Source organism: Candidatus Viridilinea mediisalina (assembly GCF_002532535.1).
GTDB classification, from domain to species: domain Bacteria; phylum Chloroflexota; class Chloroflexia; order Chloroflexales; family Chloroflexaceae; genus Viridilinea; species Viridilinea mediisalina.
On sequence record NZ_NQWI01000010.1, the window covers coordinates 16,851 to 36,976 of the forward strand.

At 57.2% G+C, this 20,126-nt stretch carries 15 protein-coding genes; 7 read left to right on the top strand and 8 right to left on the bottom strand.

Features of this window, described 5'->3' with window-relative positions; all coding sequences use genetic code 11:
- The first annotated feature begins 144 nt into the window (after window positions 1-144).
- Entirely contained in the window at window positions 145-771 is a 627-nt protein-coding gene (locus CJ255_RS03695; protein WP_097642747.1) for an HD domain-containing protein, read from the top strand.
- A gap of 77 nt (window positions 772-848) precedes the next feature.
- Here CJ255_RS03695 and CJ255_RS03700 read toward each other — a convergent pair whose 3' ends face one another.
- Window positions 849-1,550, bottom strand: a complete 702-nt coding sequence (locus CJ255_RS03700) for a CehA/McbA family metallohydrolase (RefSeq protein WP_097642748.1) — start codon at window positions 1,548-1,550, stop codon at window positions 849-851.
- A gap of 196 nt (window positions 1,551-1,746) precedes the next feature.
- On the opposite strand from CJ255_RS03700, the gene guaB reads away from it, so the two are divergent.
- Together guaB and CJ255_RS03710 are read left to right on the top strand one after the other, a co-directional pair.
- Window positions 1,747-3,225 (top strand): IMP dehydrogenase, encoded by a 1,479-nt coding sequence (guaB, locus tag CJ255_RS03705; protein WP_097642749.1) that lies wholly within the window; start codon window positions 1,747-1,749, stop codon window positions 3,223-3,225.
- A gap of 102 nt (window positions 3,226-3,327) precedes the next feature.
- Window positions 3,328-4,488: a diphosphomevalonate decarboxylase gene (locus CJ255_RS03710; protein ID WP_245863164.1), complete on the top strand. Its 1,161-nt coding sequence runs from the start codon at window positions 3,328-3,330 to the stop codon at window positions 4,486-4,488.
- Between the two features lie 222 nt (window positions 4,489-4,710).
- On the opposite strand, the gene CJ255_RS03715 is transcribed toward CJ255_RS03710, so the two are convergent.
- Window positions 4,711-6,918, bottom strand: coding sequence for a C25 family cysteine peptidase (locus tag CJ255_RS03715; protein ID WP_097642750.1), 2,208 nt, complete (start codon window positions 6,916-6,918; stop codon window positions 4,711-4,713).
- A 196-nt stretch (window positions 6,919-7,114) separates the two neighbouring features.
- On the opposite strand from CJ255_RS03715, the gene ppdK reads away from it, so the two are divergent.
- Window positions 7,115-9,745, top strand: coding sequence for a pyruvate, phosphate dikinase (ppdK, locus tag CJ255_RS03720; protein WP_097642751.1), 2,631 nt, complete (start codon window positions 7,115-7,117; stop codon window positions 9,743-9,745).
- Window positions 9,746-9,886: 141 nt separating this feature from the next.
- Here ppdK and CJ255_RS03725 read toward each other — a convergent pair whose 3' ends face one another.
- Together CJ255_RS03725 and CJ255_RS03730 are read right to left on the bottom strand one after the other, a co-directional pair.
- On the bottom strand, window positions 9,887-11,152 hold the full coding sequence (locus tag CJ255_RS03725) for a GNAT family N-acetyltransferase (RefSeq protein ID WP_097642752.1): 1,266 nt from the start codon (window positions 11,150-11,152) through the stop codon (window positions 9,887-9,889).
- A 15-nt stretch (window positions 11,153-11,167) separates the two neighbouring features.
- Window positions 11,168-12,778, bottom strand: coding sequence for a helicase HerA domain-containing protein (locus tag CJ255_RS03730; RefSeq protein ID WP_097642753.1), 1,611 nt, complete (start codon window positions 12,776-12,778; stop codon window positions 11,168-11,170).
- 193 nt (window positions 12,779-12,971) lie between these two features.
- On the opposite strand from CJ255_RS03730, the gene CJ255_RS03735 reads away from it, so the two are divergent.
- Entirely contained in the window at window positions 12,972-13,319 is a 348-nt protein-coding gene (locus CJ255_RS03735; protein WP_165774553.1) for a response regulator transcription factor, read from the top strand.
- Between the two features lie 115 nt (window positions 13,320-13,434).
- Entirely contained in the window at window positions 13,435-14,214 is a 780-nt protein-coding gene (locus CJ255_RS03740) for an HAD-IIA family hydrolase (protein ID WP_097642755.1), read from the top strand.
- 83 nt (window positions 14,215-14,297) lie between these two features.
- On the opposite strand, the gene tgt is transcribed toward CJ255_RS03740, so the two are convergent.
- The 4 genes from tgt to CJ255_RS03755 all read right to left on the bottom strand — a co-directional run bounded on the left by tgt (window position 14,298) and on the right by CJ255_RS03755 (window position 18,718).
- Window positions 14,298-15,527 carry a tRNA guanosine(34) transglycosylase Tgt gene (gene tgt / locus CJ255_RS03745; protein WP_097642756.1) on the bottom strand — a complete coding sequence of 410 codons (1,230 nt, stop codon included), beginning with the start codon at window positions 15,525-15,527 and terminating at the stop codon, window positions 14,298-14,300.
- Between the two features lie 15 nt (window positions 15,528-15,542).
- Complete coding sequence (locus CJ255_RS23320) at window positions 15,543-15,692, bottom strand: hypothetical protein (RefSeq protein WP_165774554.1); 150 nt, start codon at window positions 15,690-15,692, stop codon at window positions 15,543-15,545.
- Between the two features lie 62 nt (window positions 15,693-15,754).
- Complete coding sequence (locus CJ255_RS03750) at window positions 15,755-17,188, bottom strand: glycoside hydrolase 5 family protein (RefSeq protein WP_097642757.1); 1,434 nt, start codon at window positions 17,186-17,188, stop codon at window positions 15,755-15,757.
- A gap of 108 nt (window positions 17,189-17,296) precedes the next feature.
- The gene (locus CJ255_RS03755) at window positions 17,297-18,718 is read right to left on the bottom strand and encodes a DUF8728 domain-containing protein (protein WP_097642758.1); all 1,422 of its coding nucleotides are present in this window, start codon (window positions 18,716-18,718) and stop codon (window positions 17,297-17,299) included.
- 171 nt (window positions 18,719-18,889) lie between these two features.
- On the opposite strand from CJ255_RS03755, the gene CJ255_RS03760 reads away from it, so the two are divergent.
- Window positions 18,890-20,125, top strand: coding sequence for a DUF445 domain-containing protein (locus CJ255_RS03760; RefSeq protein WP_097642759.1), 1,236 nt, complete (start codon window positions 18,890-18,892; stop codon window positions 20,123-20,125).
- The last annotated feature ends 1 nt before the right edge of the window (window position 20,126 follow it).

The window sequence follows — 20,126 nt, forward strand, 5'->3', positions numbered from 1 at the left end:
TAAGATATGGTTGATTGATGCTTCGCCCCAAACCATGCTTTTTCTTTGGTGTGGGCGGCGAAGCCGCCCACACCAAAGAAAAAGCGTTCTTCTGGGGAGGCATAGCCTCCCAAAAGGAACCCAAACACAAGGAGCCACATACCAATGCTTACCGAACGTGCGCGTACCACCCTCTATGAATGGGTCCAGGCTGAGAGTCTGCGTAAACATTGTGAGGCGGTTGCCGCTTGTATGGTGTACTTCGCCCGCAAGCACGGGGCCGATGAGGATCTCTGGGGTGCGGTGGGCTTGCTGCACGACATGGATTTTGAGCGCTATCCCCATATGCCTGAGCCCGGCCCAGCGACGACCGCCCTTGCCCATGCGCTTTTGGCGGGTGAGCCCCTGCCCACTGAGTTGCCGGGCCATCCCTTCTATGGTGTGGCCTATGTGCGTGAGGCGGGCTGGGGGTCTGAGGTGGTACGCGCCATTCTTAGCCATGCCGACTATAGTGGCATTGCGCCCGAAAGCCCCCTTGAGCGTACCCTTTATGCCGTAGATGAACTGAGTGGCTTTGTGAGCGCGGTGGCCCTTGTGCGCCCCGATAAGAATATCGCCAGTGTTCAAGTCTCGTCGGTGAAGAAGAAGCTGAAAGATAAAGCCTTCGCCGCCAAGGTGAGTCGCACCGGCATCCACCACGGCGCGGAAGTCATTGGTATGAGCCTTGATGAATTGATCGCTGAGGTGATTGCGGCCCTCCAGGCTGATGCGCAACGTCTGGGAATTGGGTAGGTTGATACAACGTTGATGTTTGGAGATAGTTTCAGAAAAGCCAAAGCTTGCGCTTGGGGATGGGATGCCCTATCGTTCTACGCCGGGCGCACAGCACTCAGGCTACGTTGGGCCCAGAGGGCTCCCGCTTCGGCAATGCGCCAGACGCCCCACATCGTTCCGCCCGCACTCGTCTGGCCCGCCAAGATAGCTCGGCGCAGATCGGCGGCAGTGCGTCCGGGAAAGCGCGTAAAGCCCATCCCAACGGTCGCTAGGTGGTGCGAGTCGCTACCACCAACCATAGGAATGCCGTGGGTAGTCGCAAACTGAGTAGCCAGCGTGTTACTCTGTGAGCGCCACAGCCCAGCGTTGAAGACCTCAATCGCATCCACAAGCTGGCCCCACGCGGGATGACGCTGCTGTTGCGACCAGCCCACTAGCCCCAACGATGAGACAAAGAGGCCAAAGGGGTGGGGCGCAATCACAAGGCCGCCCTGATCGCGTACTGCTGCAATCGTCTCGGTAAAAGGGCGGCCAGGCGGAAGCTGCTCTTCAATAAAGAGCGCCAACACATGCCCATCACGGGTGGTCACCTCTTCGCCCACAATCACCTCAACGCCGTAGGAATCAGCCAAACGCTGGGCCTCACGCGCACCCGCAATCGTATCGTGGTCAGTCACCGCAACCACCTGTAGGTTCAACGCGGCAGCCCGTGCCAGCAATTCTGGCACAGTGGTGCTGCCATCACTGCTATAGTTGGTGTGCAGGTGCAGATCAGCCATGCCATAAGATTGATGCATTGCTTGCGCCTCCCTTGGTGAACAATATCCGCCCGAACCATAGCAGCCGTAGATTGTATTCAAGCTATGCTAAGGTTAAGCGCACGCAAAGAGTGCGTAAAGAAGTTGACTCTAGGGTTGAGGCGGGGTATAGTGAAACACACTATCCGTAGTATTCTGCAAAGCGTAGCCTCCCATACGCGCAAGGAGGGGCATTGTGACGATCAATTGGGACGAGAAGTTCGCCCGCGAGGGACTTACCTTCGACGACGTCTTACTCATCCCCGCACATTCCCAGGTTATTCCGAGCCACGTTGAAGTGCATAGCTGGCTCACCCGCAACATTCGGCTCAATATTCCCATTGTGAGTGCGGCGATGGACACCGTTACCGAACATCGCCTCGCGATTGCGATTGCCCGTGAGGGCGGGATTGGCTTTATTCATAAAAACTTGACGATTGAGCAGCAGTCCGATAGCGTCCGCAAGGTCAAACGCTCTGAGAGCGGCATGATTACCGATCCGATTACCTTGCCGCCTGATCGTACCATTGGTGACGCCCTTGATCTGATGGCGGAGTATAAGATCTCCGGGGTGCCAATTGTGACCAATGAGGGTAACCTCGTGGGCATTATTACTAACCGCGATCTGCGCTTTGAAAATGATCGTACTCGCCCGATTAGTGAGTTGATGACCAGCCGTAATCTGGTGACGGTGCCCGAAGGCACTACGCTGGAACAGGCAAAGGAGCAGCTTCACAAGCATCGGATTGAGAAGGTGCTGGTGGTGGATGGTCGTGGTAAATTGGCCGGGATGATTACGGTCAAAGATATTATGAAGCAGATCGAACATCCCCAGGCAGCCAAGGATAGCAAAGGACGCTTGCGCGTCGGGGCCGCTGTTGGTACCGGCGGAGATTACCTTGAACGAGCGGCAGCCCTTGTGCGCGCTGAAGTGGATGTTCTGACCATAGATACTGCTCATGGCCATTCGCAAGGGGTGCTTGATGCGGTTGTACGCCTGCGTGAAGCCTTCCCCAGCGTTGATCTGATTGCGGGCAATGTGAGTACCGCCGCCGCAACTATCGCCCTGATCGAACGGGGCGTGGATGCGGTCAAGGTGGGCCAAGGCCCAGGCAGTATCTGCACCACCCGCGTGGTCTCCGGCTCTGGCATGCCACAGATCACTGCGATTAGCGATTGCGCCCGCGCCGCCGAGCGTTTCGGCATCCCCATAATTGCCGATGGTGGCATCAAGTATTCCGGCGATATTGCCAAGGCACTCGCCGCTGGTGCCCATAGTGTCATGATTGGCTCGCTCTTTGCGGGCACCGAAGAGAGCCCCGGTGAAACGATCCTCTACGAAGGGCGTGCCTACAAAACCTATCGCGGCATGGGTTCGATTGGTGCTATGTCACGCGGCAGTGGCGACCGCTACTTCCAGACTAATGTCAACGAGACGCGCAAGATGGTCGCTGAGGGGATTGAGGGCATGGTGCCCTACAAGGGTTCGCTGCAAGACACGGTCTTTCAGATGGTTGGCGGGCTGCGGGCCGGGATGGGCTATGTTGGGGCCAAAGACATCGATGCGCTCCGCAGCGAAGCCCAACTCATCCGCGTAACTATGGCGGGCCAGATCGAGAGCCATCCCCACGACGTGACGATTACGAAGGAAGCGCCCAACTACGAGCGTAGATGATGCCAGTTATGAGTGACGAGTGACAAGCAGGACATACCGCATACCAATGCGCTTTGGCATGATGCGCTATGCGGACTGTTCCACGGTAATTAGTACAAGTTCATGACTACCATTCCCAACGGCTTTGCCGATACTGTTGCGCCGATGCGCGCTGCACACGAGCGCATTTTGGCCACTTTGGCCGATCATAGGTTGCCGGTCGCACCCTTTCCCCGTAGCCTGCCTGCCCCCCGCGAGCGCGGCTGTGCGGCAGCGCGGGCCTACCCGATGCAGGGGGTTCTGAAATACCACGGGCTGGCCGATTGGCAGCACCGGATTGCCTATCTGCCCAGTATTTCGCTCAATAACGATGCTGCCCATACGGTCACCTTGGTGGAGTTTGATCCCCACTTGGCGGGCGATGTGGCCACCCTGGGCGGTCAGCCTGCGGCTGGGCGCGAGCTTGAGCGGATCAGCCAGATTCTCGATGCGGTACGGGCGCTCGCCAGTGTGCGTGTGGCCGCCCGCGTAACCACCCGTAATGTCCTAAAGACCCGCGTGGCGGGCAAAGGGCTGGGGACAAGCGCTGCGGGTGCTGCTGCCCTCGCCGCCGCCGCCGTGGGAGCGCTCTATGGCCCAGAGTTGGTGGCCAACACCCGCTTCCTCAGTTGTCTCGCCCGCCTCTTGGCCGGATCGGGCTGCCGTGCCGCCGCTGGTGGTCTGGCACTCTGGCTCAGCTACCCCGGCATCACCCACGAAGATAGCTTCGCCATCCGCCTGGATGATGCCGAACAACTGGCCGATGTTGCCCTCGTCACCATTCCCATCGACTCACGGGTTGGCCTGAAGACCGAACAGGCCCACCACGACGCCCCCTGCAGCAGCTTCTTCAAAACCTGGATGCTCAGTCGGGGCGACGAAATTATCGAATGTCTCAACGCCGCCCGAACAGGCGCGTGGCGCACGGTGGGCCAATTTGCCGAACTGGACAGCATGCGGCTCCACGGCGTTACCATGTCCGGCTCACGCGAACACAAACTGATCGGCTGGGAACCAGAGAACATCGCCATCTTCCGCATGTGCGATGAGCTCCGCAACCAAGGCATTCCAGTTTACGCCAGCACCGACACCGGGCCAACGGTGGTGCTGATTACCCATCGTAACCATGTTGCCGCCGTCGAGCACGCCATCAGCGCCCTGAATCTGGGCTTAGAGAGCGTCAGTGGGCGCATCGCCGGGCCTGCGGAGCTGATTGATCCTGATGCGGCGCGTGAGGAATTGTAGAGGTACAGAGAATTGAACCACAGAGGCACAGAGAACACAGAGTCCGGAAGAGGAGATACCGAGCTATTAACCACAGAGGCACCGAAGACACAGAGTCCGGAAGAGAGGGAATTTAGGAATGGCGATTGCCATACTACAAACCCCTCTGTGTTCTCTGTGCCTCTGTGGTTCAATCCTCTCTGTGTTCTCTGTGGTTCAATCCTCTGTATCTCTTTCGCATCTCTAACGAGCCACCAGCGGCAACCATGTATCATACCCCCCCTGGTAGCGCACGCGGGTGAGCGGGTCGCCTAAGAGGACATAGGTAAAGAGCGGGCCACCAATGCCTGATCCGCTGCGGTGCAGTTCTTGCAAGCCCGCGAGGGTGAGGCTGCCCAGGGTAGCCTCGCCGGGCGGTACAGCCCAGAGGGCATCGAAGAAGCCGCGTTGCAGCCGGTCGTGGCCATAGAGTACGCCCATGCCGGTGGGCCCCCAGACGGCCACAGCACCGCCGCGTGCCAAGAGTAGCCGTTCGTCCACCGTGGTACCACTGATAGCTGGGCGGGCAAAGGCACTGCTCAGACAGGTCATGGCTAACACTACGGGCAACCGCTCATGGTTGGTGAGTGCGTCGGGTTCGTAGAGGCTGAGCAGCCAAGAGAATTCGCTATCCACATCGGTAATAGCCCACTGCCACGGGTGGCTATGGCCGGTGTAGACCAAGAGGGCCGCACCGTCATTAAAGGCGGCCATAGTCTTGGCGTGGGCTTCATTGGCCGAAGCGATACCAAAGGTTCCCGTGGGATCATAGAATACGCGGCGCACGTGCATATCAGTGGGGAAGGTGGCGGCCATGCGGTTCGCTTCGGCAGCAAAGTCGCCAGCCGTATCAGGATCGTCGGCGATCATGGCAATGGTACCGCGCCAGCGCCCCTCAGCAGGCGCTTGATCATAGCCAATCAGCTTATCCACGAGGGCCTCAAGCTCCGCTTGGCTCTTCACCGGCAAGCGCCCAACGGCCATTGCGGGTAGCGGGTCGTCACGCGGATCAGCGGTTGCAATGCGGGCATAGCATGTATCACAGGCTGCCTCACCGAGCCAGGGATCAACAACGGCCAAATAGGGCGGCAGAATATTCAGATTGTTTGGCCCGCGCTCACTCCAGTCGTGCGGATCACTAGTACCATCGCCAACCAACACAATGCTCTGCGGTGGCGTAGGCCATGTCGCACTCTGGGCCACAAAGCTTCGGATGGCTTCGGGGTCAACCGCGCCATTACTCCACTGCTCATAGATAGCCTCAAGGCTCACGGCATGCACCCGAAGGCCTTGGGTAGTACGCAGAGCCAGCAGCGGTTCGAGGGTCGCGTGCCACGCCGCAGGGGCGAGGTAGAGCGCATCAGCCTGACGCGGGTTCAAAAGATCACCCGCTTGCCAAGGGCGCAACGCCGGGCGATGGAGTGTGCCCGGCCCGGCCAAGAGATAGTCATGCACCTCTGGGCCAGCAACAAAGCGCCCGGCTTCCAAGGGAATGCGTAGCGGAGCAGCAGGATCGCTGATGATGTAGAGTGCTGCCCCAGCAGGCAGCCCCGCCAGTTGGTAGCGCCAGGCGCCCTCAGCGCCACGGAAGAGCGCACCACGCTGATTGAATTGCAACATTGCGGGACGCTCCCAAACAATGCGGTCAAGCAACACGCCCGCCGCACTCATCGGGCTGTAGAGCGTTATGTCAAGTCCCTCGCTACCATGTTCATCGGCAAGGGCCACGGTGCCCGTCCAGAGGCCCATGGTGGGGGTAAGCACAGCGCTTGCGTTTGGCCCCAAGTTCAGCGTAAGGCGCATGGCCGTACCGACATAGACCTGGGCCTGGATCGTCAGCGTCGTTGGGCCGGAGGCAACAGGCAGCAACGGTTCAAGCGTAAAACTGGCCTCCCCATCGCCCTCAGCGTCGGCCCGCAGATCAACACTAAACCAGCGGTCGCCATCGGGCCCAGGCCGACGTGAATCATAGATGCGCGGCTGATAGATCGTACCCCGCTCATAGGCTGTGGTGCGCTCTTCAAGCTCATCTTCAGCCACAACCACTGGCGGCATGATCGCCATCTGGGGGGCCGGTTCAGCCTCAAGGCTCAAACGGTAGAAAGAAGCCAGATTCCAGCGGTCGCCAGGTGGGGGCGCATAGAAACGCAGCTCAGTCGTGGCATCGAGACGCGCCCCTGCCCCAATAAGTTCTAGGGGAACCACCTGATCGCCATGACGCAACCAGAGGCGCGTAGGATCAAGGGCCGGATCAAACCCCGCAGCAATCAAGTCTTGGGCCGACATTCGCTGCATACCATGAGCCGTAACGGTGACAACCAAGGCTGCATGGTTGGCCCGCACCGCTTGAGTAGGCAGGCTGGCGATCAGGGTGAAGAGGAGGGTTACGACGAGGAAGATACGCATAGACATAAGGTTAGTGTACACCTTATGGTACAGCTTGACAATGGCGAAAAAGGTAGAGTTATATGATGATTTCGTGTGCGTACCACTCAATCCACATTAGGGCTACGTCAAAATCACCTCCGGCCACTTTGACAATTGGGAATCAGACGGGTATAGTGCTAAGTGAAATTTTCTACGTGCCAAAGGAGTTAGGAGGCCTTGCATGGGAAAGAAGTGGGTCTACCTCTTCCGCGAGGGGGACGCGACGATGCGCGACCTGCTTGGCGGCAAGGGTGCTGGCGTGGCTGAGATGACGCGCACGGGGGTGCCGGTGCCCCCAGGCTTCACGATTACGACCGAGGCTTGTAACACGTACTATGAGATTGGCGGCAAGTTTCCCGAAGGGCTCTGGGAACAGGCGCTGGAGGCGCTGAAGGACATTGAAGCGCAGACTGGCAAGAAGTTTGGTGATCCCGCTAATCCACTGCTGGTAGCGGTGCGCTCTGGGGCGAAGTTTTCGATGCCCGGAATGATGGACACGGTGCTCAATCTGGGCTTGAATGCCTCGACCCGCGAGGGTTTGGCGCAGCTTACGGCGAATCCGCGCTTTGCCGCTGATGCCTATCGCCGCTTCATTCAGCTCTTTGGTAAGATCGTCCTCGGGGTTGAGGGTGAACGCTTTGAGCATGTCCTTGATGAAGCCAAAGGTCATGGCCAACGCCAGGATACAGACCTCTCGGCGGAGGAGCTTTTGCAGATCGCCGAGACCTTCAAGCAGATTATTAAGAGCGAGGCGGGGGTTGATTTCCCCGAAGACCCGCAAGAGCAGTTGCGTGAGGCGATTGCCGCTGTCTTCCGCTCTTGGAATGGCCGTCGTGCGCGTGACTATCGGCGGATCAATAAGATTTCTGATAGCTTAGGCACGGGTGTCAATGTCCAGGCGATGGTCTTTGGGAATATGGGCGATGATTCGGCTACCGGCGTCGCCTTTACGCGCAATCCGGCTACGGGTAGCTCGGAGATCTTTGGCGAGTATCTCGTCAATGCCCAAGGCGAAGATGTGGTTGCGGGTGTCCGCACGCCCCAGCCGATTAGCCGCCTTGAAGCGACGATGCCCGAAGTCTATAAGCAGTTCCATGACATCGCCAAACAGCTTGAGAGCCACTACCAGGATGTGCAGGACGTGGAGTTTACGATTGAGCGTGGTAGGCTCTGGATGCTTCAGACCCGTGCTGGCAAGCGGACGGCAGCCGCAGCGGTGAAGATTGCGGTCGATCTGGTAAGCGAAGGGGTGATTGATAAGGCCACTGCGGTGCAGCGCGTAGACCCGCACGCCCTCGATCAGCTTTTGCACCCGATGATTGACCCCGAGGCGCGCAAGGATGCTCAGGCGTTGACGACGGGCCTGCCGGCTTCGCCTGGCGCCGCGAGTGGTAAGGCGGTCTTTGATCCTGATGAGGCCGAACAGCTTGCCGCTACTGGCGAGCAGGTGATCCTCGTTCGGGTCGAGACGGCCCCTGAGGATTTCCACGGGATGGTGGCGGCTCAGGCCATCCTGACCGCTCGTGGTGGCATGACGAGCCACGCGGCGGTGGTGGCCCGTGGCATGGGTAAGCCCTGTGTGGCTGGTGCGGGCGATCTGCGGATCAATTATGCCGAGCAGTTGGTGGTGGTGAATGGCACCACGATTCGCAAGGGTGACTGGGTGACGCTTGACGGCAGTACCGGCGAGGTCTTTGCGGGCCAGATGGCAACCGTGCAGCCGGAGCTTTCTACTGATTTCAATGAGTTGATGAGTTGGTCCGATGAGTTCCGCACGATGGGGGTACGCGCCAATGCCGATGTGCCCCACGATGCTGAGATGGCACGCAGCTTTGGTGCCGAGGGGATCGGGCTCTGCCGAACGGAGCATATGTTCTTTGAGGGTAATCGGATTGACGCCGTGCGCGAGATGATCATCGCCGATACGCCCGAAGAGCGCCGCGCCGCCCTGGCCAAGATCGAGCCGCTCCAGCAGGGCGACTTCGAGGGGCTCTTCCGCGTGATGCATGGGCTGCCGGTGACTATTCGTACCCTCGATCCGCCGCTGCACGAATTCCTGCCCCACGACGATCACGAGATTGAGTTGCTGGCCAAGAAGCTTGACGCTGACTTCAAGAAGGTCAAGTCGAAGATTGACAGCATGCACGAGTCGAACCCGATGCTCGGCTTCCGTGGTTGCCGCTTGGGCATCATCTACCCCGAGATCACCGAGATGCAGGCGCGGGCCATCTTCAAGGCCGCGGTCAAGGTGAAGCAGGAGGGCATTGATGTGCAGCCGGAGGTCATGATCCCGCTGGTGGGCCATGTCACCGAACTGAAGCCGCAGGAGGAGATTGTTCGCCAGGTAGCGAAAGAGGTCTTTGCGGAGGCGGGGGTCGAGGTGCCTTATATGCTTGGCACCATGATTGAGTTGCCACGGGCGGCCCTCACCGCAGACGAGATCGCTGAGGTGGCCGAGTTCTTCAGCTTCGGTACGAACGACTTGACCCAGACGGCCTTGGGGCTCTCGCGTGACGATTCGGGGCGCTTCTTGCCGCTCTATGTTGAGCGCAAGATCATGGCCGACGACCCCTTCCAGACGCTCGACCAGCGCGGGGTGGGCCAGTTGGTTCGCATCGGCACCGAGCGCGGACGCAACACCCGCGCCAACCTGAAGGTCGGTATCTGCGGCGAGCATGGCGGCGACCCGGCTTCGGTGATCTTCTGCCATGAGGTGGGGCTCAACTACGTGAGTTGCTCGCCCTTCCGGGTGCCGATTGCGCGCCTTGCAGCGGCCCAGGCTGCACTGGGGGACTCCAAGCGCGATAAGTAGGTAACTCTATATTTGTTCGTTTTTGGCGGCAAAGCCGCCAAAAACGAACAAAAAATCTAGTTTGGGGCGCAGCCCCTGGGTCATGCCCCCGCACCCCCGCCGCGGCAGCGGCAACAAGCGTAACTTGGTTACGAACCAACTCTAGTAAGGCATATAGAGCCACCCGCGCAGCTTGGGAAAGAGGACTTCCAGCAGTGGTCGGGCGCTGTCCGAGGTGGATGCGTCGGGATACATTGGGCTCATGTCGTTCAGACTGCGGTGACCGAAGAGTAGCGGCGCAAAGAGTTGCGGTGGCAGGGTGAGATCGGCGGGGGCGCTACCCGGCGGGATCGGCGTGACCTCGTTGAGTTGCCCAGAGGTAAAGCTGAGGCGGCAAGCGTGGCGATAGAAATCAAACACCACCTCGCGGGTGAGTTGGGCATAGATGCTGCCAGCCAGCCGTTGGTTGAAGACAGGCGCTAGTTTGCGGAGCAGAGCCAGTGGGTTGGGCAGGCGGATTTGCCAACCGTAGCTCGCTCCGTCGTGGGCACCCAAACTGCGGGCCACCGTGACCATTGAGGTGTCGCTGGGAAGATTGAGCCGTACAAAAGGCTTCTGTCGCTCGATAGCAACTTGGCGAATGTGGGCAAGGGCCACGAGCGCCGCTTCGGGCTTGAGCAGGGAGACCTCGGCGACAATTAAGCCCTGACCGAAGCCCTGGTAAGCAATGCGGAAATAGCCCACACTATGGCCATCGGCATCACCGACTACCCACGTTTCGGCTGCGGTCTCGGTATGCAGCGCCGGGCCAAGCAGATAGCGCCAGAGCGCCTCATCGCGCAGCGCGGCCACATCAAGGGCGGCAGCGGCCTGATCGTAGAACTGCACGAGGGCCGGTAGGTCGCTGAGGTTGGCAAGGCGGCAGTGAAAACCCAAGGCTGGCGGGGGTGAAGGGGCCATGTGCAACTCCAAGCGCCACCATGCTTCTAGGGGTAACGCATACTCATAGCCAAACTGGCGGTAGAAGTAGGGAATACCCTGGATGTGGCTCAGATCGAAGTCACCAGCCTGTACCAACTCGGCGAAGCGAAGGTTGAGCATATGTTGCAGCTTGCGCCCACGGTATTCGGGGAGCGTACCAACCACGCCCTGCTCGGCGGAGCGCAGTTCAATCCCGGCATAATGGATGCGCCAGGGCAGCAGGCAGAGCGAAGCCACAATGCGGCCTGTGTCCTGTTCTTCAACCAAGAGCCAATCGGTCGGTTGGATCTGAGGGTGGTCACGCATCCATGTGCGCCATGTGGATTCACTGCCCGCACCGTGAATGAGCGCATCGAAGGCAGCGACGCGCTCAATATCTTCAAGCCCACCAACAGCGCGCATGCGTAGCCCACTATCAAGCTCGCGTGTCCAGGGAATCTTGGACATATTCGATCTCCATTCTCAATCAGGAAAGAGCTCATCCACACCCGCTTGAGGCGTTGGAAACGCCGCCCCACGCTTGCGTTGCGTCTGCTCCATCGCAGCATAAAAAGCCTCATCGTAGGGGCGCGTGCGTACCACTACGGGCATTGGTACAGCGTGGCCCAACACGAGGGCCTGCTGCTTGCTATCAAGTGAAGCAAGCACGGCCTTGAGCCCACTGCTCCCACTCACCCCAGTAAAGACCGCATCAATATCGCGGTCGTCGTTGAGCAGCGCCGTGATGCGTGTGCCCAACTGACTCATCACCTCGTGGTCAATCGAAGAGGGGCGCTGATCAACCACCAACAGGGTCACACTATACTTCCGCAGCTCGCGGGCAATCGTACCAAAGATGGTTTGGCGGGCAGTTTGGGTATTCAGAAACTTATGGGCCTCTTCAATCGTAATCATGAGAGGATGTGGACGGTCGGCATTGTTTTGCGACTGAATCGCGGCGTTGGTCTGATCAACCCAACGGCGATGGATGCGGCGGGTGATGATATTGGCAACGAGGATATAGATCAGGGCGCTATCATGTTCGCCAAATTCAAGGATCACATGCCGTCCGGCGGCCAGAGCCTCAATCAGGCGATCCACGGCGGAGAAATCGGCCTTGTCAACCACAAAATTGAGGCGGGCAATGCGGGCCAACTTGCGCTTGAGGGCGCTAATCGCGCCCGCATGGGCGCCCGACGTCTCGGCAAAGGCCGCAATGCCTTCGCTATCCATATCGAGCAACTCACGCAGCCAACGCTCCTTAAAGCGATCATAGAGCAGGTAGGAAGATTCGGTGGCGGTACTACTCAGATTCAACTCCTGTTCAATCGCAATCACATCTTCCACCTCAATCTGGTCAAGACCAATCACCAACTGGCCATCGTGCTGGCGATGGCGCGAGGAGCGGGGGTCAATCGTATAGACCAGCACCTCGCTCCCGAAGATCTGGCGCAGACCCTTGACGAAACCACCACCTTCAGAGGGTGCGCCCCAACCATACTCACTATGCATATCAAAAATGAGGTTACTCGCCACGTTTGCTTGAATAGCGCCGCAGAGCAGCAGGCGGGTAAGAAAACTCTTGCCGGTACCACTCTTGCCAAAGATACCGTTCGAGCGTTCAATCAGGCGGTTCAGCTTGAGGCAGACCGGAACGGACATATCGAGGGGCTGGCCAATCTCGAATGCTCCTTCTTCTTCACTGCCAAACACACGAATGAAATCCTCCTCATGGGCCTCAAAGACCGGCGAAAAGTGGCGCGGGATAGTCTTGACCGGCAGCATCTCTTGGCTCAGGTCGGTGGGCAGCATGAGGCGCGGCATGAGCTCAAGGGTGCCGTAGGTCGCGGTGCCAGCCAAGACCTCGTGGAGAAAGGCATCGCTAGAAGGCGGATCAAGCAGCACCTTCTGGCTCGTAGCCTCAAGCACAACATCGGTCACCATGGAGAAGAACTCATGCTTCTCACCACGGATCACCACAAACTTACCAACACGCATATCCTCAACGCTCTCACGCGCTTCCAGACGTGCGGTGAGACCTTCAATCAGCGAGCCACTGGTGATCACGCCGAGACGTGGACGCAGTGGGGTCATAGAGATTCCTTTCTCCTTGCAAATTAACACACAGAGCTACGTTTAGATTGATCCCAATCCATAACGCTACTGCTCAAAGCTCATTGGGACGCCATGTTCGGCCAGCTACAATCCACAATCCACAATCTACAATCTACAATCTACAATCTACAATGGTACGCTAAGGTAGGCTTCAATGGAGTATATACATGCTATGCGAGTGCTATTAGTAGACGATGAGGCGGAGGTACGCAGCTACTTTGTGCGCGCATTGCAGCGCCTGCGGCCCGAGCTTGAGGTGGTCGAGGCGGCTGATGGGCGTGAGGCGCTTGACTATTTCTTGCACATGCCGTTTGATCTAGTCTTAAGTGACCAACGCATGCCGCGCATGAGTGGCATTGATCTCTTGCGCGAGGTGCGTACCCATTCGGCGGTACCCTTTGTAATGATTTCTTCCGATCGCTATGCTGAAGGCGAGGCGTTGCATGAAGGCGCAAGTGAGTACCTCTCAAAGCCGATTGGGCTCCATGTGTTGGGCGCGGTATTGGGACGCTATTTGTAAGAAGCTGTCTGAAAAGCCGGAGGGCACACGCTGGAGTGCCGGCTTTAGCCGGCTAAAGCCGGCACTCCAACGCCAAACCATAGACTGTTCAGATAGCCTCTAAGGACGTTTACCCATGCCCATTCCACGCTATGCTGGCTACAGCTTTGATCTTGACGGAACGATCTATCTAGGCGACCAATTACTCCCTGCGGCGGCTATGGTATTGACCCAACTGCGGACAGAGGGGCGGCGGATTGCCTTTCTCTCAAACAACCCAACGCGCACACGCGCGCAGTATGTGGCCAAGTTGCGGGGACTAGGGTTGCATGCCGAGCTAGAAGAAGTGATCAACTCATCATATGTCATGGTTGAATGGTTACGCAACCATGCCCCGGGCGCGCCCCTCTTTGTGTGTGGCGAAGCGCCGCTCATCGGCGAGCTACAGGCAGCGGGCTTTCAGATGAGCGAGCGTCCTGGCGAGATTGCCTTTGTGGTTGCCTCATTTGATCGCACCTTCAGCTACCGCAAGCTCCAGATCGCCTTTGACGCCATTCGGGCCGGAGCGCGGCTGGTTGCAACCAACCCGGATCGCTTCTGCCCGGTACCCGGCGGCGGCGAACCCGACGCAGCGGCGATCATCGCCGCAATTGAGGCTTGCACCAACGTCCGCTGCGAAGTCAATGTAGGCAAACCTTCACCAATGATGGCCCAGAGCATCAGCACCATGCTACAACTGCCACCCACAGCCTGCCTTATGGTCGGTGATCGGCTCATGACCGACATTGCTATGGGAGCTACGGCTGGCATGGACACGCTCTTGGTGCTAACGGGCGACAGCAGCCGCGCCGATCTCGCCACAGCCCCACATCAGCCCACGTATGTCGCAGAGAGCCTGGCGGAGTTGGTGGTATAGTCTTTCAGATAATGTTTCTGGAACCTCTAGGATCGTGAGAGGGGTTTTCGGGGAGGGCTTCGCCCTCCCCGAACCCCTCCCCTTTACGACTCTTTATCTGAAGGACTATAGACTTCCAACGGCTTACCAAGCCACTCAGCGTAGCATGCCGCAAAGCGCCCTTCAACAATAGCGTTACGCACCTCAGCCATGAGGTTGAGCAAAAAAGCCACATTGTGCAGGCTCACCAAGCGAATGCCGAGCAACTCCTTGGCGCGGTAGAGGTAGTGAATATAGGCACGGGAAAAGTGGCGGCAGGCATAGCAGGGGCAATCGGGTTGAAGTGGGCGATCATCTTCACGCAGCGCCGCATTGCTCACATTGAGCTTCCAGCGGCGGGCGGGATCGCGCACGAGGGCGGTACCGTGGCGTCCAAGGCGGGTCGGACTCACGCAATCGAACATATCAATGCCGCGAGCAACCCCTTCCAGCAGATCGTCCACATCGCCAACGCCGAGTAAGTGACGGGCAAGACCATCAGGCAGATGGGGCACAGTCATCTCAACCACCGCATACATCTGAGGCTTATCGGCACCGAGTGAGCCGCCGATGCAGAGGCCATCGAAGCCCATGGTACTGATTACCTCGGCGCTGGTCTGGCGCAACTCAGGAAAAACACCCCCGTGGACAATCCCAAAGAGCAATTGGTGGGGATTGGGCAAGGTAGCGGGGTCACGTTCGTGGTGAGCAGCGAGGCAGCGCGCAGCCCAGCGGTGGGTACGTTCCATACTCTGGGCGGTATAGTCATAGCCAGCGCGAAAGGGGGGCAACTCATCGAAGCAGACCATAATATCGGCCCCGATGCCATGTTGCACCTGAATTGAGCGTTCAGGCGTAAAGACGTGGCGCGAGCCATCGAGGTAGCTCTTAAAGATCACCGCATCTTCAGTAACGCGCACCATATCCGGCATACGCTCGGCGTGTTGCGGGCGGCGGCCCTTCAGTTCATCAGCGATTCCGCCATAGATCAGCGAAAAAACCTGAAAGCCACCGCTATCCGTAAGGATCGGGCCATCCCAGCCCATAAAGCGGTGCAGGCCACCCCGGCGCGCAAGCAACTCATGGCCAGGCTGGAGGTAGAGGTGGTAGGTGTTGCCAAGAATAATTTGGGCACCGTGATCAGAGAGTTCAGAGGGCGTCAGGCTCTTCACGGTACCACGGGTACCTACCGGCATAAAAACCGGGGTTGCCACACTGCCGTGGGCAGTCGTCACAACCCCAGCGCGGGCGCGTGACACAGGATCGCGAGCGATAACGTGGAAAGCAGGAGGCATAGCAAGCAGTAGTCCTCAGAGGCTGTCTGAAAAGTCCATGAACTGACGTTGGAGTGCCGGCTTCAGCCGGCTAAAGCCGGCACTCCAACGCATGCCAACTAGCTTTTCAGACAACTTCTCAGCATCATGCGCTTCTAGCGCGACAATATCGCGCCAGAAGCGCATAACCATTCTTCATTACAGAGAGGGAGCGCGAGGGAACCAGATTCCCTCGCACACCCTTTTCATTAAGGTCGTCGTTCAATAAAGATCGGACTCAAGCCCACGTCCACAACCCACTCATTGGCGACAAACTGAGCAGGAATAGTGCTTCCATCAACGGAAGTAGCACGAATAAAGCTCGCCTCGGGGCCCCGTACTTGGCTCGTGCCGTGTTCACGGCGCCAGAGTACATCAACGACGGTTGGGCCTTGATCAAAGCGATAGGACTCGATCTCAGAGCCATAGTTCATGGGTACTACGCGGTGATAAGGGCTCGTGGTAGCGATCATATGCTTATAGGCAATGAAGGAGGGGCGGGGGGTTTGTGTACCATCGAGGAGTGCGCCATCACGCCAACCGGGTCCGTGGAGGGTATACCAAGCATACATTCCAACATTACTTCCGGCAGTCCTAGCGATCACTCGCACAAGGTGTTCAGCCTGAGTCGGCAAGAAATTGTCCAATGAGCAATTCGGATTGGTATCAACACTACAGTTCATAACCAAACCACCCTCATTCAGCCAGAGAGGTTGACGCAGATTGTGGCGCCGCATAATCTCTTGGAGGAACGAAATCTTACCAAGAGTGCGCCCACCAAGTGCATCCCAAGGTGTACCGGTTGAGAGATCATGATCAATATGTCCATCGGGTGACCAGAGCGAATAGCCATGGAAGCCAAGGACATCAAACGAACGAGCGGCCCCAGCTTGCAGCGCCCCTTCGAGGAAGAGTTCGGGTCTACCACGTTCGGGGTTGGTTGTGTGTGGTGAATTTAGGAGCAGGCCACCAAAGATGATCTTCGCATTGGGGTTACCACGGCGTAGCGCTGGAGCAGCGATCTGGAGCATACGGCCATAGTGTTCACCGCCGTAGTAGGGGTCATCAATATTCCCCCAGCAACCATAGGGGCTATCGCCTGCAATCAAGCGCGGATCCACATCTGGCTCATTCCCCAATTCCCAATAGACCACGCGATCACGGTAGCGTGCGGCAAGGGCTTCGAGGAAGGCCGCATACTCAGCAAAGCGATCTTCACGCACGGCTGAACAGAATGATTCCGGATTAACGGCTGCCCATGATGGCGCACCACGAATAATCACAGTAGGGATCATGCCCATTGCATGGGCTGCAGCAAGATCACGATCCAGGCGTGCCAAGACATCCCATTCATAGGGGCCATGAGCTTCAGGTTGGACATGGTGCCAGAGGACGCCATTGATGCGCACCCACGTGGCACCAAGTTCAGCTGCACGGGCACGCACAGCAGATTGACTCAGACGGCCAAGGTTCGTCTCGATACCAAAGAGTGGTACGGCGGCTGGTGCTTGGACAAGCGGCAGAAAGATCGTATGCTGCGCTGCAGTCTCTTGCGCTGGCACACGAGCTTGGAGTACGCTCGACGTAAGCACGACAAAGGCTAGGAGCAAGGTAACGACACTCATGGAACGAAGATAGCGCATAGAGACTCCTCCTGATATGGATACCATCAGTAGTTTATCCAGCAGATTGCCTGACAGTGGGCATTACACTAAACCTTGCGGCGAGAGTTCAGGAGATACTTGACCTTTCTACCAAGTACAGCGATGAATAGTCATAGGTGTAGGGAAGCGCGGTTCAGGAAAGGCTGCAACTTGGCTGCAGATCGACATAAGCTCAGGGTTATGCTGCAACACAGGTAGACCACTCTCTTGCGTAACGAGATAGTTTGGACGATAGTGAGCAAGTGCCCAATGGGCGGCCTCAAGATAGCCAGAATCAGGCCCAAAAATGGTTGCAACATCAGGTTGAATAAGACCAGCAAAATCAATTATGTAACGTTGACTATAAAAACCAATGATTCCTACCTCAAGCATCGCAACCCGCGCATCGGGGGCAGTATGCTGTTGTAGCCAGAGACCAACATTGCGGTACGCTTCAAGGCGCAGATCTGGTGTTACCGTGCGTTGTGCAAGGCCCATTATTTGACTTATGCATAGGGCGAGTACCAAACTGGCCAGAAATGGGCGGGTGATCCGCTTGCCAAATTGCTGACCAACAACCTGATAGAGTGCTTGCGCACCAAGAGCAGTTGCCACAATGATCGCAAGAATCGTAGGAACATAATACCAGAAATAGTTGGTAACCCCCAACAGCGAATAGGCAATGGTATGCAGGACGCCCCAAGCAAGAGCAACAAGCAGTAGGTTAGATCGGTGCAATAGATGCGGTAGCCTAAATAGAAAAAACACTAAAAACGGCAAAAAGAAAATATTATATATAAAAATACTTAAGATAACATCTAAACCACTAAAAAAACTTCTACTCCCGAAAATATCAGCCTGACTCTGTTTCGTACCAAGTGTAACGGGAATTGGGCTACCAAAATAGAGCCAAGCAGCCACAACAAAGGGGGTAATCGTCAACAGATAGACAAGGCTAAAGCGCAGGAAGCTCGCATACTGGCGTTGATAGAGGAACACAAGCCCGATCAAGGCGGCAGCAAGGGCCGCATCAGCACGCATCAAGGTTGCACATGCTACCAGAACTCCAGCGCTGTATGGGCGATTCATGGCGAGCGCAACCATAGCCCAGAGGCCCAGAGCGATCACCATAAGCATTTCACCACCAAAGGTAGCAGTCAAGTATGGTGTTAAGGGATAGAGGATTATGGCAACAATGGCTGCTACATGCTTCTGAGCAAGCCTTGCGAGCGCATAGAGGGCTAATGCCCCAAATCCCATACTGCATGCACTGAGCAGGTTGCTGGCGAGCGGTATCTCGATGCCAATCAGATGCATACAGGCAAGGATCATGGCGTACAAAGGCGCAGTCGTACTCAATACCTGCTCACCAGGATTATAGACAAAACCTTGACCCTCGGCTAGATTAAAAGCATAACGATACGTAATATAGGGATCATCAAAGCCATAATCACGGAATAGAACAAAGAGAACTACGCTTACAACGACGATCCATACACCAGCAAACCGATCAGCTATGGTTACTCTCATCCTGAACAATGCCAACTAGGGTGTTACCGGACGCTATCTTACCACAAAACCACCTTATTAGGTCGCATATCGGTTGAATAATCAGAGCAACAGCCCCCCCCGCACTAGGTACGACGCAGCGTGCTATACTCAAGCCGTAGCGTTGTGCCAAACGATAACCAAACGAAGCCTATGGATGAACTTCAGCGTGCGCGTCAGTTGCGCCAAATGCAAAACTTTGCTACCGGCTTGCTGGTGGCTATGGCCATAACCTTTGTGGTTACTTCCTATTTCCGCGATGTTGCCCCCTGGATTGGGTTTGTGCGGGCCTTTGCTGAGGCCGCAATGATTGGTGCGATTGCCGATTGGTTCGCTGTGACCGCCCTCTTCCGGCATCCTTTTGGTATCCCGATTCCCCATACTGCGATTGTGCCGCGCCGTAAAGACCCGATTGCTGAGAGCTTTGGGCGTTTTATTGAGCGCAATTTCCTTGATCCCGATCGGATTGTGCAGCGTTTGCGTAACCAGGATGTTGCGGGCCGCGTGGCACGCTGGATGCGCCACCCGGAACGGAGCGCCCAGGTGGCTGATCTCGCCGCTGAGAGCCTTGTGGGCTTGCTGCGGGTTGCCAATGATGATGAGGTGGGAGCCTTGCTTCAGCGTACGCTCAACGATCGCGTTCATGCTATTCCTGCCACCCCTATGATTGCACGCCTGCTCGGCATGGTGGTGGTTGAACAACGCCAGCGTGATGTGCTGCTCCAGTTGGCGCGGGTTGGTACCGATTGGATTGAGGATAATCAGGAGATCATTCGTAAACGCATTGCTGGCGAGTTGCCCGCGTGGATGCCGCGCATTGTTGACCAGAAGATCTATGAGCGTCTGCTTGATGGTGTGCGTAAACTGCTTGCGGAGTTGAGTGAAAATCCTGATCATCCCCTCTATGCCCAGTTTACCCAAACGCTTGAACGCTGGATCGTCAATCTGCAATATGATCCCGAGGTGCGTAACCGTGGCGAAGCGCTGAAAGAGGAGTTGTTGAACCATCCGATTCTGCGCGATATGGCGGGTAATCTGTGGCAAGACATGAAGACGGGGCTGCTCCAGCAGAGTAGTACACCCAATTCGCCCCTGCGCATCTCGATTGCACGCGGTTTGGCCCACCTCGGTGATGTACTCGAAAGTGATCCCGATTGGCGCGAACGGGTTGATGGCTGGACCGAAGACCTCACCCGCTATATCGTGGGGCGCTATGGCCGCGTTGCTGGCGATTTTGTGACCCAGACGATACGCGATTGGGAGACGGCTGAGGTGACACGCAAGATTGAACTTCAGTTTGGACGTGATCTTCAGTTTATTCGGATCAATGGTACGGTTGTTGCGGGCTTGGTGGGGTTGTTGATTCATATTATTTCAATGTTTTTTTGAG

Bases quoted from the DNA above. Each gene is read 5' to 3' on its own strand.
- ppdK (WP_097642751.1), top strand. From the start codon at position 7,115: ATGGGAAAGAAGTGGGTCTACCTCTTCCGCGAGGGGGACGCGACGATG.
- CJ255_RS03755 (WP_097642758.1), bottom strand. From the start codon at position 18,718: ATGAGAGTAACCATAGCTGATCGGTTTGCTGGTGTATGGATCGTCGTT.
- CJ255_RS03735 (WP_165774553.1), top strand. From the start codon at position 12,972: ATGCGAGTGCTATTAGTAGACGATGAGGCGGAGGTACGCAGCTACTTT.
- CJ255_RS03715 (WP_097642750.1), bottom strand. From the start codon at position 6,918: ATGTCTATGCGTATCTTCCTCGTCGTAACCCTCCTCTTCACCCTGATC.
- CJ255_RS03750 (WP_097642757.1), bottom strand. From the start codon at position 17,188: ATGCGCTATCTTCGTTCCATGAGTGTCGTTACCTTGCTCCTAGCCTTT.
- CJ255_RS03725 (WP_097642752.1), bottom strand. From the start codon at position 11,152: ATGTCCAAGATTCCCTGGACACGCGAGCTTGATAGTGGGCTACGCATG.
- CJ255_RS03695 (WP_097642747.1), top strand. From the start codon at position 145: ATGCTTACCGAACGTGCGCGTACCACCCTCTATGAATGGGTCCAGGCT.
- CJ255_RS03710 (WP_245863164.1), top strand. From the start codon at position 3,328: ATGACTACCATTCCCAACGGCTTTGCCGATACTGTTGCGCCGATGCGC.
- CJ255_RS03760 (WP_097642759.1), top strand. From the start codon at position 18,890: ATGGATGAACTTCAGCGTGCGCGTCAGTTGCGCCAAATGCAAAACTTT.
- CJ255_RS03700 (WP_097642748.1), bottom strand. From the start codon at position 1,550: ATGCATCAATCTTATGGCATGGCTGATCTGCACCTGCACACCAACTAT.
- CJ255_RS23320 (WP_165774554.1), bottom strand. From the start codon at position 15,692: ATGCGCTTCTGGCGCGATATTGTCGCGCTAGAAGCGCATGATGCTGAG.
- CJ255_RS03740 (WP_097642755.1), top strand. From the start codon at position 13,435: ATGCCCATTCCACGCTATGCTGGCTACAGCTTTGATCTTGACGGAACG.
- tgt (WP_097642756.1), bottom strand. From the start codon at position 15,527: ATGCCTCCTGCTTTCCACGTTATCGCTCGCGATCCTGTGTCACGCGCC.
- CJ255_RS03730 (WP_097642753.1), bottom strand. From the start codon at position 12,778: ATGACCCCACTGCGTCCACGTCTCGGCGTGATCACCAGTGGCTCGCTG.